Genomic DNA, 15353 nt, shown 5'->3' on the forward strand with positions numbered 1-15353 from the left:
CACAACATGGCGACCACCGCAGCTGCCACGAGGCCATTTCTACGCATATTCCATCCCGTTCGCCCGGAGAGGTGGCAAGCGTAGAAGCGCTAAGTTGCACCGCTAATCAGGCGAAGAGGACGGGCCACTCACAGCATTCTGAACGGGACACGGATACATGAACGCCGCGTAGCGACCCGCGTCGGAACGACCTTCGCGTCTTCACGCCACACGAGTATTCACAGCGAACTGACAGCTCCATGACAGGACCACCTTAGGAGAACCAAAGCAGATCCTTGTCCAGGAAGTCTCGTCCGATCGAACGACGGCCCATCAGGCGCCGCAACGACCGATTCGACGTATTCACCGAGAATCGGCGGCGGTATGCCGCCGTAAGATGCACGCAAGCAATCAAGAGTGCAGTCCGCGGAAAAGGGGCAGACTGGTGAAGCCAAGGTATCTAGCGGCCGGCGTGGTGATCATGCTGTGGGCCACGATGACAGGAAGTCCCGCCGCGGCCGACAAGCCCGACGGCGACGACGGTTCCGGCTCCGAACCACCACCCGTAACCGTACTCCAGTTCGGTGGACCTTCCATGACTTGGGAACAAGCCACCTCGCAAGGTGAAAGGCAACTTTCCGAAGCTGAGTGGAGAGAAGCCATCAAGCAAACGGGGCGAGACTCCTCAACGAGGCACTACTATCCGGAGTTACCCGACGACCCGAGTGTGGAACCGTCGCCAAAGGTCGAGATCAGCGATGAGCAGAGCCGCGGACGATAATTAGAGTGCCTGACTTTCGGCAATAAGCGATGCCATGAGAACAATCCTTGCTTTCGCGTGCCAACTCGGATGAGAGCTGCACTCACATCGGCACGAGCGTGCATCGGGCCGTCTCGACATGCGTCATACCGCGTAGCGGACCACCGTCCGCCAACGTGCACGCTCGGCGGCAAATCCGTGCATCGGATCAGGACGTCCGCCAGATGCGCTCTAGTCGCGATGGGTCAGAATCACGCGCGAAGCCGTCGCTTTGTCGGACTCCGGCAACAAGGCGATCAAGGCCAACATCATCGACATGGCAAAAGCATGCCCCTGCCCTTTGACCAGATTGCGATAGATGGCGGCGGCCACGGCCTCGAAGGGGTCATTGATCGGTGGCCGTTCGCCGATTCCCGCCCGCACGCCGCTCAATACGGCTGGCAGCCGATCGGCACTCATCCACGGCTGGGTCATGCACCGGGCCAGGAGGGCTTGCAGGTTAGCGCCGGCGCCGCCGCTGTCAACGGTGATGCGAACGAGGCCGATGGCGGTCGCGGACACCCAGCTCTGGATCTGTTCCGGTCCGACGGTCGCGGCGTGCGCCAGCATGGCGAGCACGAAGTCGATCACCGCGTCCGGGTCGGTCCAGGTCGCGGGCCGGGTCAGCGCGAACGCCACTCCGCGCGGCACGTGGCCGTCGATTGCTGTGGCTAGGTCGAACGTGGCCCGGTCGAATCCGAGGTCAGTGAAGTAGTTGGTGAGCAGGACCGCCTCGGCCGCGGCGCGGAGTTCAAGAGGAATTCGTCCCTGGCTCTGCAGCAACCGGATGAGGTCGACCGTGCCAAAGCTCGGGACGCCCATATCGGCAGCTACCGAACGCAAACGGTGGTCGTCGCACCAGAATGCTGCGCCTTCAGCAGCCGCCATGTCGAGCGACGAGAGCCACTCAAACCTCTGATCGGCCTCGGGGAATTTCGTCAACCGCGTCCATGGCCGGCGTGTTGCTTGACGCAGGATCGAGCAGACCAGCGTGGACTGCTCGGCAAGTGCATCGGCAACGGACTCCTCAACTGTCGTGAGGGTCGGGCGTTGCTCGACGGGATCCCAGCCGGTGGACATGGTCGATCGCATGCCGAGTGATTCCTGTCCCCGGATCGCGTCGTAGTAGGCGTCGTCGGTGGCACGGACCTGTCCGAAGCCGGAGAGCAGTTGCGAGCGCAGTTGCGGTTCGAGCAGGGCGAGCGTGTGAGCTGCGGTGATGTCGATGACGACGGTGCTGTTCAAGGCGGCCTCGGCTGCGGCCCTGCCAGCTGCTTCTGCCGCCGGGGAATGAGCGTTGATGAAGCCGGCGCCGCGTTTGAGCGATGCCTCCGTGTACGTGCAACCGTAGGTGGTGGTGAACAATCCCACCGGCAAGTTGGCGAGGTCGAGCTCGCTGACCGCTTCGCTGAGTGATTCATAACGCTCGCGGCTGGTCGGCGCCAGCGAGCCGAGCGGATCCTCGTCCGAGATCGGAATCTGACGAAATACCGTGCTGTCGGGGAAGCGCTCGGCGTAGTCGGACATGGCGGTGTGCAGCGCGGAGAGGTCCTCGTCGGTCGTCGACAACTCTTGCCGTCGCAGACCGAGGAAGATCTCTGCGATGAAGACGCCCATCAACTGTTCGTCGTCCGGCCAACGGGCCATCGTGGATAGTCCGCGGGACACGAACTGGGTGCTGGTGTCGAACCGGGCGACCAGGCCGATCCAGGTGAAGGCGTCGTGCCGGTCGCGGGGGGAGAACGGATCGCCGTCAGGGGTAAGGGCGTTCCACGCACCCTCTCTGTCATTGCGGCGGACCAAGGCGTGCACGAGTGCCCAGCGGGCGTCTGCGGCGTTGGGGTCGAGCGTCACCAGGTTGCGGGCCTGCTCGATCGCCAGGTCCCATTGCCCGTTGCCGACGTGAATTTCGTAGATCAACGCGCGCGTGTTGAATTGGCCGGCCCACTCGGGGCCGCCCATGGTTATCGCTCGTTCGGCGGCCCGAATCGCTGCTTCGGGCTCCCGTGCAGCCCGCAGGTGAGTTGCTGACTCGAGCATCAAACCCGGCTCGTTCCAGCGGTGCGCGCTGTCGTTGAGCACGTCGGCGGCCAGCTGATGCTTCCCCTCGTCACCGTATCGGTCCGCGAGCATCACCGCGAGCACAAGGTGTTCGGTGGCGCCGGCGCGCAGGGCTTCGATCGTTCCGCCCCCGGCGCCCATGGCGCGGTGAATGGTCCTGATCTCGGCGACCATTCGCGGGTGTTGCTGTTCCATGTCGGTGAGGTCCGGAAGTTCGCCTCCGGTGTGGGCCAGCCCTCGGACCGCCATGAGGATGTCTGAGTCGGACTCTGCAGCGTCCAGGGCGACCTGCCACGCCGCCGCGGCGACCGAGTCTTCGGCGGTGCTGGTCAGCACTACGGCTTCGATCTCGGCCACGACGAAAGGGCTGCCGATTTCGGCGGCCAACGTGCGGGCCTGGTCGTACTGGCCAGTCGCGGCGAGCAGCTCCGCCTTCTCCCTTCGCAGCCTGGGGTCAGCAGCCTCGTGCGGCCAGGCCTCGCCCACGGGTTTCGGCTCGATGAGTGCTCGCGTTTGCCCTATTTTGCCGCCGAGCCGGCGCGCCTTTACCGCAACGATGGTCGCTTCAACGCTGTCGCCGTGCCACGATCGTCGGGCGTTGCGCGCCTTGATCGCCAGCGCGGCTGCCTGTTCGGTGTCGGCCAGCCGGTGGACGGTCTCCCCGTATTGCGCACGGTAAAGCAGCAGCTCGGCGGCGTATAGTGCAGGTCCGGCCGCGCCCTCGATGTCGGCGGCCTCGATCGCGTACTTGATCCCCAAGTTCAGGTTGTCCGCTCGGGCATGAAGCCGCGCAAGCAGCCAAAGGCGCGTCACCTCGTCGGAGTTCGACGAGGTCCGCCACCCTGCAAGGACGTCGATCGCCGAGTCCCACTTTTGGCGGTGGATGAGCAGCAAGGCATCAGCAAACACGTGTTCCCCAGCCGCGCTGGCGAGGAGTTCGTCGACCTCGGCGACGGCCTCCTCGGGCATGACGGTCGCCTGCCGGGCCTTCCAATAGCCAGCCGGATAGGCGCCACGCTGCACGGCGACGGCGAACAACCTCGCCGCCGTAGGTCTCTGGCCGTAATCGGACGCCAGTTCGGCCAGCCAGCAGACCACTTCCACAGGCGCCTGAAAGAACCAGTCCGGCGGCTGCTCGCCCCACTGCCGAAGGACAGCGCCACGATCATCAGCCGTGACGATGCTCTGCACCAGCTGCTCCACGACCGGCCACGAGTCACGGATCTCAATGGCCCGATCGCGGCGCCACGGCTGGAGCATGTGTACCTGATCGTTAAACGCCTGGGCGGTTGACATCCGGCTCAGGATGGATCCGGTGCTGGCCTCGACTGCCACGCGAGTGGCCGACGCTGCAGCCTTTATGTGTTCGGTCTGGCGAGCCTCTTGCTGCTCGCTTTCCACCGAGTCAAGGTGCCAGGTGATCAGCCGGGCGCCGATGACGCCGGCAACGGCCACACCGCCGAGCACGCCCATCCAAAGGTTGAGGTCGTTGGTGAACAGGTTGAGCACCACTGTGGCGCTGGCCTCGCACGCGGAGGTGACCACAATCGTCCACAGGATCACCGTCGTGCCGCGGCGCCTGTTCGGGCGGGAGCGGCGCTCGTCTCCAGGCGAACTGGCCGCGGAATCGGGAGTGGTGGGCTGGCCAAATTTCCACGACATACAGACTGCTCGCCTTCAGTTCGACTCCCCGCCGCACGATCCGGCATAGGAGCGGACATCGGCGCCGAAACGACTGTAGGCGATGGAGGGTTGGGCTCGACGGCATCCAGCGCGACGGGCGTTTCGGACGGGCCTGATGACCCGCTCATCGAGTCGGTGTCATGGGACCGTTCGAGTTTTCCGCCGATGGTGCGGGCCATGAGTGCGCGACGCGGCAGACGATCAAGATCGTCTCGTAAGCCGTCCAAGATCAGACGCACTACTTTCGGCAGATCCGGACACCGTTGTGCCTTATTGTGGTTACTTGGCGTAGTCGACCTATGTTCGCGGCTTGCCCTGCGGCGCCTCGTGTTGGTGTGACTGCGGCGCACGAAACGGCGAAGCTATCCTACGTCGGGGGTGGTGGTCAGGAGCCAGGTGAGTGGCTGAGGCCCGGCCGGGTCGGGTTCGTACTCGCCGGCGTCGTTGAGGACGTGCCGGTGCACGGTAGCGCCGCCGTCGCGCTCGACGATCCAGTACCGCGGGATACCGGCTTTGGCGTACTCGGCCTTCTTGATGATCCTGTCGACGATCTCGGATCCGCCGGATACGACTTCGACGGCGAGCAGGAGACCGGCGGTGCCGGCGTAGCTTGAGCGGGCGCGACGTGGTGGCATGCCTTGGGCCCACACCGTCAGGTCGGGAACGCGGCCGCCGCCGACATCGATGCCGCAGTCGGCGGCGATCTGCTCTGCCTCGTAACCATGGGCGGGGAGCCAAAGGATCATGCGCATCACCAGCATCGCGCGTTCCGGGTCCGCGGGCGGCATGATCGACAGCACACCCTCGGGACTCAGCTCGTACCGGTGATTCTCATCGGTGGCCGCCATGCTCGCTACATCGTCCAGCGTCACGTGCGTCGGCATCTGCGCGCCGAAAGCTTGAGCGCTCACCGTGCCCCCTCCGCCGTCCGATAGCCGTTTCAAAGAAACTTGCCTGCAGGACGCGCGGGCACAACGAGCTGTCCATGGCGTAGATGATCGGCCCGGCCCGGCGGCGATCTGGTTCGGGCGGGCAGCGTGTGCGAGAGCGACCCCCGGGGCCGTCTGTTTTCCTGGGTGCATGACATACGCCTGGCTCGGTGCTCCCGCGGCCGCCGTCGCTGAAACGGCGCGTACCCTCGTCGGCTGGCTGGCTGTTGCCAACGGTGTCACCATCCGGATCACCGAGACCGAGGCATACCTAGGTTTGGGTCAGGACCCCGCCAGTCACGCCCACCGCGGCCGCACCGCGCGTAACGCGGCCATGTTCGGCCCAGCGGGCCACCTCTATCTCTACCGCATATATGGACTGCATACCTGTGCGAATGTGACTTGCGGACCGGCGGGGGAGCCTGCGGCAGTTCTGTTGCGGGCTGGGCATGTGGTGCTCGGTGGCGACCTGGCCCGCTCCCGGCGGCCGGCTGCCAAGCGCGACGTCGATCTCGCTTCAGGGCCGGCCCGCTTCGTCGGGGCACTTGGTCTGCAACTGACGGCCTATGGGACATCGGTCGTTGATGGCAGCGGCCCGCTGACGTTGCGTCCTCCGACTGAGCCGGTGCCGGACGAGCGCGTCGTAGCTGGTCCTCGTGTTGGCGTAACTGCTGCGCACGATCTGGCGTGGCGATTCTGGATCGCCGGCGACCCGACCGTCAGCGCCTACCGCCGCCACGTCCCGCGCGGCAGCAAGAAAGGGTAGACGTGCAGCCGCCCGGCCGGTCCGAACATCACTTCGTTGCGGGCGGTCATGCCGCGATGGGCGTGGCTGGCCGGGTCCTCGCCGAGCCCGCTGTACGCCTCCACCTCGATGAGCCGCCCGCCGAGCAGGTCGAGCCACGGGGAGTTCACGCCCAAAACCTACGGCTTGCGGGCCACCACCCCGAACAGGGAGGCCTCCAGCGGCGTCGGGCGCTCCTCGGCGTCCGGCTCCGGCCGCCACTCGCTGATCGCCACCACGCCGGGGTCGAGCACCTCGAGGCCGGTCAGGAACTCGTCGAACTCGGCCCGGGTGCGCGGGTGGACGTCGGAGCGCCCGGTGCGCAGCGACTCGTCCCAGTTGGCCTTGAGCTCGGGCGTGAGGAAATCGGTGGTCGCGCAGGAGATCACCAGGTGGCTGCCGGACGGCAGCGCGGCCAGCAGGGTCCGCACGATGTCGCGGGCCTGCTCCTGGTCGGCGAGGAAGTGCAGCACCGCGACCAGGACCAGCCCGACCGGCTTGGTCAGGTCGAGCAGGCCGGCCTCGGCCAGGATCTTCTCCGGGTTGCGGAGGTCCTCCTCGAGGTAGCGGGTCTCGCCCTCGTCGGTGCTGGTCAGCAGCGCCCGCGCGTGCGCCATGACCATCGGGTCGTTGTCGACGTAGACGATGCGGGCGTCGGGGGCGACCCGCTGGGCGACCTCGTGCGTGTTGTCGGCGGTCGGCAGCCCGGTGCCGATGTCGAGGAACTGCCGGATGCCGGCGTCGGCCGCCAGGTAGCGCACGGCCCGCTGCAGGAACGCCCGGTTGGCCCGGGCGGCGATCCGAGCCGCCGGGTACGACTTCGCGAGCAGGTCGCCGGACTCCCGATCGGCCGCGAAGTTGTCCTTGCCGCCGAGCCAGTAGTTGTAGCGCCGGGCCGGGTGGGCCACACCGGAGTCGAACCTGTCGGTCATGCCGCGATCCTAATTGGATCATGCACGGGAAGCGAGATCGTCTCAAGTTTGGCATTCACGATCAGCAATCGAACGATTACTGTGAGCGCCACGATGGAGGGCGGGAATCCCGACAGGGGATTCTCGGTGTCTCGTTCGAGGCGTTCGGACTGTCTCGTTCGAGACACCCGGAACGGGGGAGTCGCATGTCGGAGACCGGGTCCACCGTTCCTCGCCGCCAGGTCGGGCGCCTCATGCGCCAGCTGCGCGAGCAGGCCGGCATCTCACTGATGGCCGCCGCCGAGGAGCTGGAGTTCTCCCGCGCCCGGATGTACCGGATCGAGAACGGCGAGGTCCCGGTCCGCAAGCACGACGTGATCGCGATGTGCACGGTCTACCGGGCCCCCGATCGGATGACCGAGGTGCTCATCGGCCTGGCTCAGGAGTCAAAATCCAAGGGATGGTGGCACGCGTACGGCGATGTGGTCCCCGCCTGGTTCGAGCTCTACGTCGGGATGGAGCAGGCGGCGAGCAGGCTGCGTTCGTTCGCCCCGAGCGTCATTCCGGGCCTGCTGCAGAGCCGGGAGTACGCCGAGTGTGTCTTCCGCCGCTGGATCGGCGCCGACGCCGCCGCCGTGGACAACGCGGTGGCCGTCCGCCTGGAGCGGCAGTCGCTGCTCACCCGCAACCGGCCGCCGGCGCCGCGCCTCGACGTGATCATCGACGAGGGGGTGCTGCGCCGCGGCATCCCGGACGCCCTCGGCATGCGCAAGCAGCTGGCGCACCTGACCAACGTCTCGACCAGGCCGAACGTCAGTGTCCGAGTCATCCCGTTCACCGCCGGCCCACACAAGGCCGCCAGTTCGGGGCAATTCACCATCCTCGAATTCCCGGCTGTCGGGACGGCGTCGCCCGAACCGACCACGATCTACTGCGAGAATCTCACCGGAGCCCTATACCTCGACAAATTTGCCGAAGTAGAGACGTACGAATCGATCTGGGTCGAAATTGAGCAGGTCGCGCTCAGCCAGGCCGAATCGGACGATCTTATCGGCTCGATCATCAAGGAGAGCGATGCGTGACCTGTCCGGTGCCGTCTGGCACAAGAGCACCCGGAGCGGCGGAAACGGCGGTGACTGTGTCGAGGTCGCGGCGAACCTGCCCGATGTCGTCGCGGTTCGTGACTCGAAACACCGAAACGGTGCGGCCCTGGTCTTCACCCGCAACGAGTGGCGGTCCTTCGTCGCGGGGGTGAAGGCCGGGGAGTTTTAGATCTTCGTGAGTCCTTTCTTAAGGACTCCTTAGCGGGGCGGTGTCCGGCGGGCGGTGCACCCATAGTTAGCGGGCGCCGTCCCCACCGGCGCGCCGTTGTTTGCCCACCAGCCTGAGGTGACCCTCCCGTGTCGATGACCGCTGCCGCCCGTTTCCGTTACACGATGGTGGCCGGTGCCACCGCCGTGGTGATCGGGACCGGGTTCGCCGTCATCGGCTTGAGCCGCCATGCCGATGCTGAACCTTCCGTCGCCACCGCCGCCGACCGTCCCCTGGTCGACGCGACGTCGGCCGACGCCACGCAGCTCCTCGAAACCCCGTCCAGCGGGGCCACGCCGTCCCCCACCCCGTCGGCCACCAAATCAGCGTCCCCCAGCGCGACCCCCAAGAAGACCGTCTCCGCCCGTGCGACCGTGAAGCCGAGCAAGACGACGAGCCGCGCCGAGTCGGCCCCGAAGACCGGCGACGCCGTCCTCGACGCGGTGCTCGCGCACATCAACGACGCCCGGGTCGACGCGGGCCTGGCCATCCTCACCCTGGACACCAGCCTGTCGAAGGCGTCCGCCCTGCACAACGGGCTGATGATCAACGGCTGCGGGCTGTCGCACCAGTGCTCGGGCGAGTCCGGGCTCGGCGAGCGGTTCAGCGCCCAGGGCGTGAAATGGAGCGCGGCCGGCGAGAACATCGGCTACGGCTCCAGCGGCTCCAGCAGCGCCGACATCATCAAGGCGGCGAACGGCCTGACCGACAGCATGCTCGCCGAGGTCCCGCCGAACGACGGCCACCGCAAGAACCTGCTGAACAAGAGCTTCAAGCGGATCGGCCTCAGCGTCGTCCGCGACAGCAAGGGCATCACCTGGATGACCCAGGACTTCGTCAACTAACGGCTACGCCAGGGGTGCCCCGGTTCCACCAGGTCCAGGGCGTCATCCAGCCAGGCCCGCTCGGCCGCGGTCAGCACCGGCGCCAGCAAGGCGAAATCCGCCTCATCCTTCGGCCGGCGATATTTCGCCTTGAAGAGCAGACCCACGTCGGGGCTGAGGTAGGGAATCCCGTCCGGCGAGGTGCGCACAATTTCTGGGTACGGGCGACGAAGGCGCTCATTTCGCCGAGAAATCCACACGTTCCCGTCGTGCGGTTCGCGCATCACATCGAACCGCCACAACTCGGTCGCCGGGTCGAGCGCCCAGGTCTGGTGGTGCACGTCGAGCGCCGCCGGCACGGCCGGCTGGACCACGCCGTCCCCGGCCACGTAGAAGGCCAGTTCCGGCCTCGGATGCCACGACTGCCATGGGTCGATGTCGGGAATCACCGACTGAGCTTAGAGTGCTCCGGTGGCCAAGATTCTCAAGACGCTCTTCCGCAAGTTGATGGCAAAGCCGGCCGTGCAGAGCCGGCCGACGCCGAAGCCGCCGGTTCCGCACGCCGTGCCGAAACCGCGCGCCGGCCGGCACCTGGAGTACTCGCCGAACCTGGACGGCGACGCCGACCCGGGTGAGATCGTCTGGACCTGGGTGCCCTACGAGGACGATCCGGCGCAGGGCAAGGACCGGCCGGTGCTGGTGGTGGGCCGGGACGGCCGCAACGTGCTCGGCCTGATGCTGTCCAGCCAGAGCGAGCGGGACGGCCAGCACAACTGGCTCGGCCTCGGCCCGGGCGAGTGGGACCGCGAGTCCCGGCCCAGCTGGATCCGCCTCGACCGGGTGATCGAGGTCGACCACGACGGCATCCGCCGGGAGGGCGCGATCCTCGACCGCGGCCGCTTCGACCAGGTCGCGGCGAAGCTGCGCGGGGAGTACGGCTGGGCCTGACCGGACAGTCGCGCGCGCTTTCCGGATAGCGTTGGCGCCATGGGCGAGGAAGCGATGGTCGGATTCGGCGGCAAGCAGGCGTGGCTGGCGGTGGTCGGCCGGGACGCGACGGCCGTACTCGAAGCCCTGGATCTTGAAGATCTTGGCGAGGTCCCGTGGCGGGACGGCATCGACCTCGCCTACCTGACCGACGACCGGGTGGCGGTGACCCCGCCGCTGCCCGGCGCCCGCGACACGCCATGGACTTTGGCCACTGGCCGCTTGCTGCTGAGCCCGGCTGGAACGACAGATGTGACGGCGTTGTCCGCCCGGCTGCAGACCGAGGTGCAGTTCTTCGCGACCCATCGGGTCACCGAGCTGCACCGCTGGCAGCGGGCGGTGGACGGCGAGCTGATCCGGGCGTTCGGCTATGTCGGGCAGACCGGTGACGTGACGACCTGGCACGGCGAGCCCGGCCCGGCCGAGCGCGACGCGGGCCTGCCGGCGCAACTGGACGACGACTCGACCGTTCTGGTCAATGAGAAGGACGTGCTCAAGGTGGCGAACGCCTGGAGCATCGACCCGACAACCTTGACCGGGCGCCCGGCGTCCGGTCCACTGCGACTCGGCGCGACCCACTGAGAGAGGCCAACCGATGCGCAAATTCGTGATCATGGGAGTCCAGGGCAGCGGCAAGGGCACCCAGAGCGAGCTGCTCTGCGACGGCCTCGAACTCGTGCACATCTCCGTCGGCGACATCTTCCGCTGGCACGTGCAGAAGCACACCAAGCTCGGCGCCCAGGTCCGCCGGATCATGAACGCCGGCGAGTTGGTCGGCGACGACCTGGTCGAGTCGGTGGTGCGCGAGCGGCTCGACCAGCACGACTGGAACTACGGCTTCGTCATCGACGGCTTCCCGCGCAACGGCCGGCAGGCCGAGTTCTTCATGGAGAGCTACGACATCGACGGCGTCATCCACCTGGAGCTGCCCGAGGACGAGGTGCGCCGCCGGGTGCTCAGCCGCCGCCTCTGCCCGAACTGCGGGATGGACTACAACCTGATCGCCGACCGGCCCAAGCGCGACGGCCGCTGCGACATCTGCGGCCACGAGCTGATCACCCGGGCCGACGACACCCCGGAGGCGCTCGAGGCCCGGCTGAGCGACTACAACGAGAAGACCCGCCCGGTCCTGGAGAAGTTCCGCCGCAAGGAGTACGTGCACGACATCGACGCGCGCCCGTCGGTCGAGGAGGTCCAGGGCAAGATCCGGGCGGCCCTGCACCTCCCGCCCCACCAGGCGGCCACCGGCTCCTAGCTGCGCACGCGGGAGTGCTTCTCGACGTACATCGCGGCGTCCGCCTCGGCGAGCACGTTGTCGGGGGAGAAGCCGGGGCCGCCGAGGGCGTGCCCGACGCTGCCGCCGACCCGCACCGGGCCGGTGGACAGCGGCACGTCCCAGCGGAAGGTCTGCCGGACGGCCTCCGCGACCTCCCGGGCCCGGTCCGCGTCCGCCTGCGGCAGCAGCGCCGCGAACTCGTCGCCGCCCAGCCGGGCCACCGTCGCGTCCGGCCCGCATGCGTGCCGCAGCCGTTCCGCGACCCGGCACAGCAGTTCGTCACCGGCCAGGTGGCCGTGCGTGTCGTTGATCGCCTTGAAGCCGTCCAGGTCGATCAGCAGCACCGCGTACGGGCCGTCGCCGGCCTCGGCGAACCGCCGCCACAGCAGCGCCCGGTTCGGCAGGCCGGTCAGCGGGTCGTGGAAGGCGGCGTGCTCCAGCCGGTTCTCGTAGCCGCGCTGCGCGGTCACATCCAGCAGCGCCAGGATCGTCCCGTGTGCGGTCGGCACCGTCTCGGCCCGCACCTGCACCACCCGGCCGTCGGCGCGGGTGACCCGCAGCTCCAGGCCGGACTCTCCGGGCACCAGCCGGCGCAGGTCGACCGGAGTGCCGTCGCCCAGGGTGGCCCGCACCCCGTCGAGCGGCCCGGTCAGCTCGGCCGCCGCCGGGTTGGCCAGCACCACCTCGCCGTCCGCGCCGGTCACCACGACCGGGAACGGCAGTCGCTTCAGCACGTCGTCGAGCATCCGCTCGTGTCGCTCACGTTCCGCCTGGACGTGCATGAACAGCTTCCGCATGGTGAACACGAGCATCGGCATGATCGTCATGCCGATGTAGGCGCCCGGCATGAGGGGATTGCCCGCGGCCGTCGAGCCGAAGAAGGAGACCGCCATGTAGCCGGCGATCAGCGGCAGCACCCGCCACAGCCGGCCGGTCGCGGCCCGGAAGCTCAGCACGAAGTAGATCGGCCCGAGCAGCGGGTCGAGTTCCTGCGCGGTGCCCAGCAGCAGCCCGAACGCGGCCAGCTCCAGAACGTCCATGACCAGTGGGACCGGCGCGCCCAGCCGGAACTCCGACAACCGCAGGAGCAGGATCGCTCCGAGCACCGCCGCGGTCATCAGCATGTCCCCGCGGGCGGCGTGCGTCACCGCCGACTGCACCAGCGTGGCGACGCCGACCAGCACCATCGCGGCCAGGAACAGCAGGCGAAGAGAGCGCAACGGGTCACGTCTGACGAGGGCGTTCACCCGTCCAACTGTGGAGCGGCAATGAGCGTGAAGCGGTCTCCGGCCGGGTGCGACTCGGTTAGAACGCTCGCTCGGTCAGAACGCTCAGAACGTGAAGCCGCGCCGGGTCAGCTCCGCCTCGATCGCGTCGCAGACCGCCTCCACCACGGCGAACCGGGCGTAGTTCTTGTCGTCGCCCGGGATCACGTGCCACGGCGCCCAGGTCGGGTCGCAGCGCTCCAGCATCTCGGCGACCGCCGCCTCGTACTCCGGCCGCTTCTCCCGGTTACGCCAGTCCTCGTCGGTGAGCTTCCACGTCCGCAGCGGGTCCTGGGCCCGGTCCTCGAACCGGCGCAGTTGCTCCTCGGCGGAGACGTGCATCCAGAACTTGACCATGATCATGCCCTCGGCGACCAGGGTCCGCTCGAACTCGACGATCTCGCTGTACGCCCGCTGCACCTGCTCCTTGGTGGCGAACCCCTCGACCCGCTCGACCAGCACCCGCCCGTACCAGGACCGGTCGAACACGCTCATCCCGCCCAAGCCCGGCAGCTTCGGCCAGAACCGCCACAGGAAGTGGTGCCGCTTCTCGTCGTACGTCGGCGCGGCGAACTGCGACACCCGTACGTGCCGGGGGTCGAGCGGCGCGACGAGGCGCTTGATCGCCCCGCCCTTGCCGGACGCGTCCCAGCCCTCGAAGACACACGTCAGTGCCGGGCCGATCCGCTTCTCGCCGATCTGACCACCCAGATGCAGGCGTAGCCGGAGCAGGCGCTGCTGCGCCTCCTCCAAGCGGGCGACGGCCTTTTTCTTGGAGATCTCGATCGGCGATGTGGCGCTACCCAGGCGGCTCATCACTACAGCATGGCCAAACCCGGTGTCCCGCGCACGTAGCAGTGCGGGAGAATCCGGAGTGTGACTCTCGTAGACGACCTGACGTGGCGCGGCCTGCTCCAGGATTCCACCGACACCGCTTCGCTGGTGGAAGCCCTCAACGGCGGGGGCCTGACCTTCTATGTGGGCTTCGACCCCACCGCCGCCTCGCTGCATGTCGGCCACCTCATGCAGGTCATCACCGCCCGCCGGCTCCAGCAGGCCGGCCACCAACCGTTGCTGCTGGTCGGCGGCGCCACCGGGCAGATCGGTGACCCGCGCGAGTCCAGCGAGCGTTCGCTCAACCCGCCGGAGGTGATCGAGGGCTGGGTCACCCGGATCCGGGAGCAGCTCGCCCCCTTCGTCACCTACGAGGGTGCCAACGGCGCGGTGATGGTCAACAACCTCGACTGGACCGGGCCGACCTCGGTGATCGAGTTCCTGCGCGACGTCGGCAAGCATTTCCCGGTCAACAAGATGCTGGCCCGCGACGTGGTGCGCAACCGGCTCGAGACCGGCATCAGCTTCACCGAGTTCAGCTACCAACTGCTGCAGGCCAACGACTTCTACCAGTTGCACGTCCGGCACGGCTGCGGTCTGCAGTTCGGCGGCTCCGACCAGTGGGGCAACATCACCGCCGGCGTCGACTTCGTGCGCCGCCGCGGCGCCGGCCCGGTGCACGCCTTCACCACCCCGCTCGTGCTCAAGTCGGACGGCACCAAGTTCGGCAAGAGCGAGGGTGGCGCGGTCTGGCTGGACGCGACGATGACCTCGCCATACGCGTTCTACCAGTTCTGGATCAACGCCGACGACCGCGACGTCCTGCAATACCTTCGCTACTTCAGCTTCAAGAGCCACGAGGAGCTGGAGGAGCTGGAGAAGGCGACCGCGGAGCGGCCGCAGGCCCGGCTCGCGCAGCGAGCGCTGGCCTTCGAGGTGACGGCGCTGGTGCACGGCGAGGAGGAGGCCGAGCAGGCGGTCGCGGCGAGCCAGGCCCTTTTCGGGCGCGGTTCGCTGGACTCACTCTCGGCGGCCACGTTGCGCTCGGCGCTGGCCGAGGCAGGATTGGTTTCGGTACGCGGTGAATTGCCCACCCTCGGTGCGCTCTTGCGCGAGTCCGGGCTCGTGTCGAGCGCGAACGAGGGGCGGCGGACGATCGCCGAAGGTGGCGCCTACCTGAACAACGAGCGGATCACCGACGGTGAGGCCGTGCTCGACCCGGCGACACTGCTGCACGGGCGCTTCCTGGTGCTCCGCCGCGGCAAGCGCACCTTCGCCGGCGTCGAATACGAGTCGTGAGCTGCGGTTTTCCCCCGATCGGCCCGCTGTGACCCGGCTCGCAGCGGGCCGATTTGGCGTCCGGGGCAGCGCCCTGTAATGTTTTTGGAGCCGCCAGGGAGACGGGCGAGCGAGCGAAGACCTTCGGGTCGACGCAGCGGCCGTCCTGACGGAATCCGAAGAATTGCTACGGCAAATCGTCGTGCTCGTTCTGAGCCCGGCCGATTTGGCGCGATGTTCTGCGGATACTTTAGCTTTTCCGTTAGTGATTTCCGGAAAATTACCCGGGTTTGACGAAACGGTAAAGCGAGGGTAAAGTTTAGCGAGTGCCCCGGGGGTAAGAAACTCCGGGTGCGGTTGTTCTTTGAGAACTCAACAGGGTGCTTGTAAAGCCAGTGCCAATTAGATTTACCCCGGGCCGGCTTTTAATAG

General features: G+C 67.5%; 14 protein-coding genes and 1 pseudogene. 8 read left to right on the forward strand and 7 right to left on the reverse strand.

Going from position 1 to position 15353, the window contains the following annotated elements:
• Positions 1-970 precede the first annotated feature (970 nt).
• Together Adu01nite_RS46935 and Adu01nite_RS46940 are read right to left on the reverse strand one after the other, a co-directional pair.
• Complete coding sequence (locus Adu01nite_RS46935; RefSeq protein ID WP_203735920.1) at positions 971-4501, reverse strand: PIN domain-containing protein; 3531 nt, start codon at positions 4499-4501, stop codon at positions 971-973.
• 383 nt (positions 4502-4884) lie between these two features.
• A complete protein-coding gene (locus tag Adu01nite_RS46940; protein WP_203735921.1) occupies positions 4885-5394 on the reverse strand; it encodes a Uma2 family endonuclease in 510 nt (169 codons plus the stop codon).
• A gap of 208 nt (positions 5395-5602) precedes the next feature.
• Here Adu01nite_RS46940 and Adu01nite_RS46945 point away from each other — a divergent pair, with 208 nt between their 5' ends.
• Entirely contained in the window at positions 5603-6217 is a 615-nt protein-coding gene (locus Adu01nite_RS46945; RefSeq protein WP_203735922.1) for a DNA-3-methyladenine glycosylase, read from the forward strand.
• Here the strand turns inward: Adu01nite_RS46945 and Adu01nite_RS46950 are convergent.
• Positions 6214-6333, reverse strand: a pseudogene (locus Adu01nite_RS46950) (DNA-3-methyladenine glycosylase); the annotation flags it as partial. The gene Adu01nite_RS46945 and the pseudogene Adu01nite_RS46950 sit on opposite strands and share 4 nt — an antisense overlap.
• Before the next feature lie 42 nt (positions 6334-6375).
• Positions 6376-7167, reverse strand: coding sequence for an SAM-dependent methyltransferase (locus Adu01nite_RS46955; RefSeq protein ID WP_203735923.1), 792 nt, complete (start codon positions 7165-7167; stop codon positions 6376-6378).
• 185 nt (positions 7168-7352) lie between these two features.
• Here Adu01nite_RS46955 and Adu01nite_RS46960 point away from each other — a divergent pair, with 185 nt between their 5' ends.
• The 3 genes from Adu01nite_RS46960 (at position 7353) to Adu01nite_RS46970 (ending at position 9302) form a co-directional block, all read left to right on the forward strand.
• Positions 7353-8228, forward strand: coding sequence for a helix-turn-helix domain-containing protein (locus tag Adu01nite_RS46960; RefSeq protein WP_203735924.1), 876 nt, complete (start codon positions 7353-7355; stop codon positions 8226-8228).
• Positions 8221-8418: a DUF397 domain-containing protein gene (locus Adu01nite_RS46965; RefSeq protein ID WP_203735925.1), complete on the forward strand. Its 198-nt coding sequence runs from the start codon at positions 8221-8223 to the stop codon at positions 8416-8418. The genes Adu01nite_RS46960 and Adu01nite_RS46965 overlap by 8 nt, the downstream gene beginning before the upstream one ends.
• A 134-nt stretch (positions 8419-8552) precedes the next feature.
• Positions 8553-9302, forward strand: a complete 750-nt coding sequence (locus Adu01nite_RS46970) for a CAP domain-containing protein (protein WP_239133239.1) — start codon at positions 8553-8555, stop codon at positions 9300-9302.
• Here the strand turns inward: Adu01nite_RS46970 and Adu01nite_RS46975 are convergent.
• A complete protein-coding gene (locus Adu01nite_RS46975; RefSeq protein WP_203735927.1) occupies positions 9299-9730 on the reverse strand; it encodes a hypothetical protein in 432 nt (143 codons plus the stop codon). The genes Adu01nite_RS46970 and Adu01nite_RS46975 overlap by 4 nt on opposite strands.
• Before the next feature lie 58 nt (positions 9731-9788).
• On the opposite strand from Adu01nite_RS46975, the gene Adu01nite_RS46980 reads away from it, so the two are divergent.
• Genes Adu01nite_RS46980 through Adu01nite_RS46990 form a run of 3 tightly spaced genes read left to right on the forward strand, consistent with a single transcriptional unit; the run spans position 9789 to position 11523 of the window.
• Entirely contained in the window at positions 9789-10229 is a 441-nt protein-coding gene (locus Adu01nite_RS46980; protein ID WP_203735932.1) for a type II toxin-antitoxin system PemK/MazF family toxin, read from the forward strand.
• 39 nt (positions 10230-10268) lie between these two features.
• Positions 10269-10850, forward strand: a complete 582-nt coding sequence (locus tag Adu01nite_RS46985) for a hypothetical protein (protein WP_203735928.1) — start codon at positions 10269-10271, stop codon at positions 10848-10850.
• 13 nt (positions 10851-10863) lie between these two features.
• Positions 10864-11523 (forward strand): adenylate kinase family protein, encoded by a 660-nt coding sequence (locus Adu01nite_RS46990; RefSeq protein ID WP_203735929.1) that lies wholly within the window; start codon positions 10864-10866, stop codon positions 11521-11523.
• Here the strand turns inward: Adu01nite_RS46990 and Adu01nite_RS48710 are convergent.
• Both Adu01nite_RS48710 and Adu01nite_RS47000 read right to left on the reverse strand, forming a co-directional pair.
• Complete coding sequence (locus tag Adu01nite_RS48710; protein WP_275414798.1) at positions 11520-12791, reverse strand: diguanylate cyclase domain-containing protein; 1272 nt, start codon at positions 12789-12791, stop codon at positions 11520-11522. The two genes, Adu01nite_RS46990 and Adu01nite_RS48710, sit on opposite strands and share 4 nt — an antisense overlap.
• An 84-nt stretch (positions 12792-12875) precedes the next feature.
• Complete coding sequence (locus tag Adu01nite_RS47000; RefSeq protein ID WP_203735930.1) at positions 12876-13625, reverse strand: polyphosphate kinase 2 family protein; 750 nt, start codon at positions 13623-13625, stop codon at positions 12876-12878.
• Between the two features lie 60 nt (positions 13626-13685).
• Between Adu01nite_RS47000 and tyrS the strand changes: the two genes are divergently transcribed.
• On the forward strand, positions 13686-14942 hold the full coding sequence (gene tyrS / locus Adu01nite_RS47005) for a tyrosine--tRNA ligase (protein ID WP_203735931.1): 1257 nt from the start codon (positions 13686-13688) through the stop codon (positions 14940-14942).
• The last annotated feature ends 411 nt before the right edge of the window (positions 14943-15353 follow it).

The organism is Paractinoplanes durhamensis, assembly GCF_016862175.1.
Lineage (GTDB): Bacteria > Actinomycetota > Actinomycetes > Mycobacteriales > Micromonosporaceae > Actinoplanes > Actinoplanes durhamensis.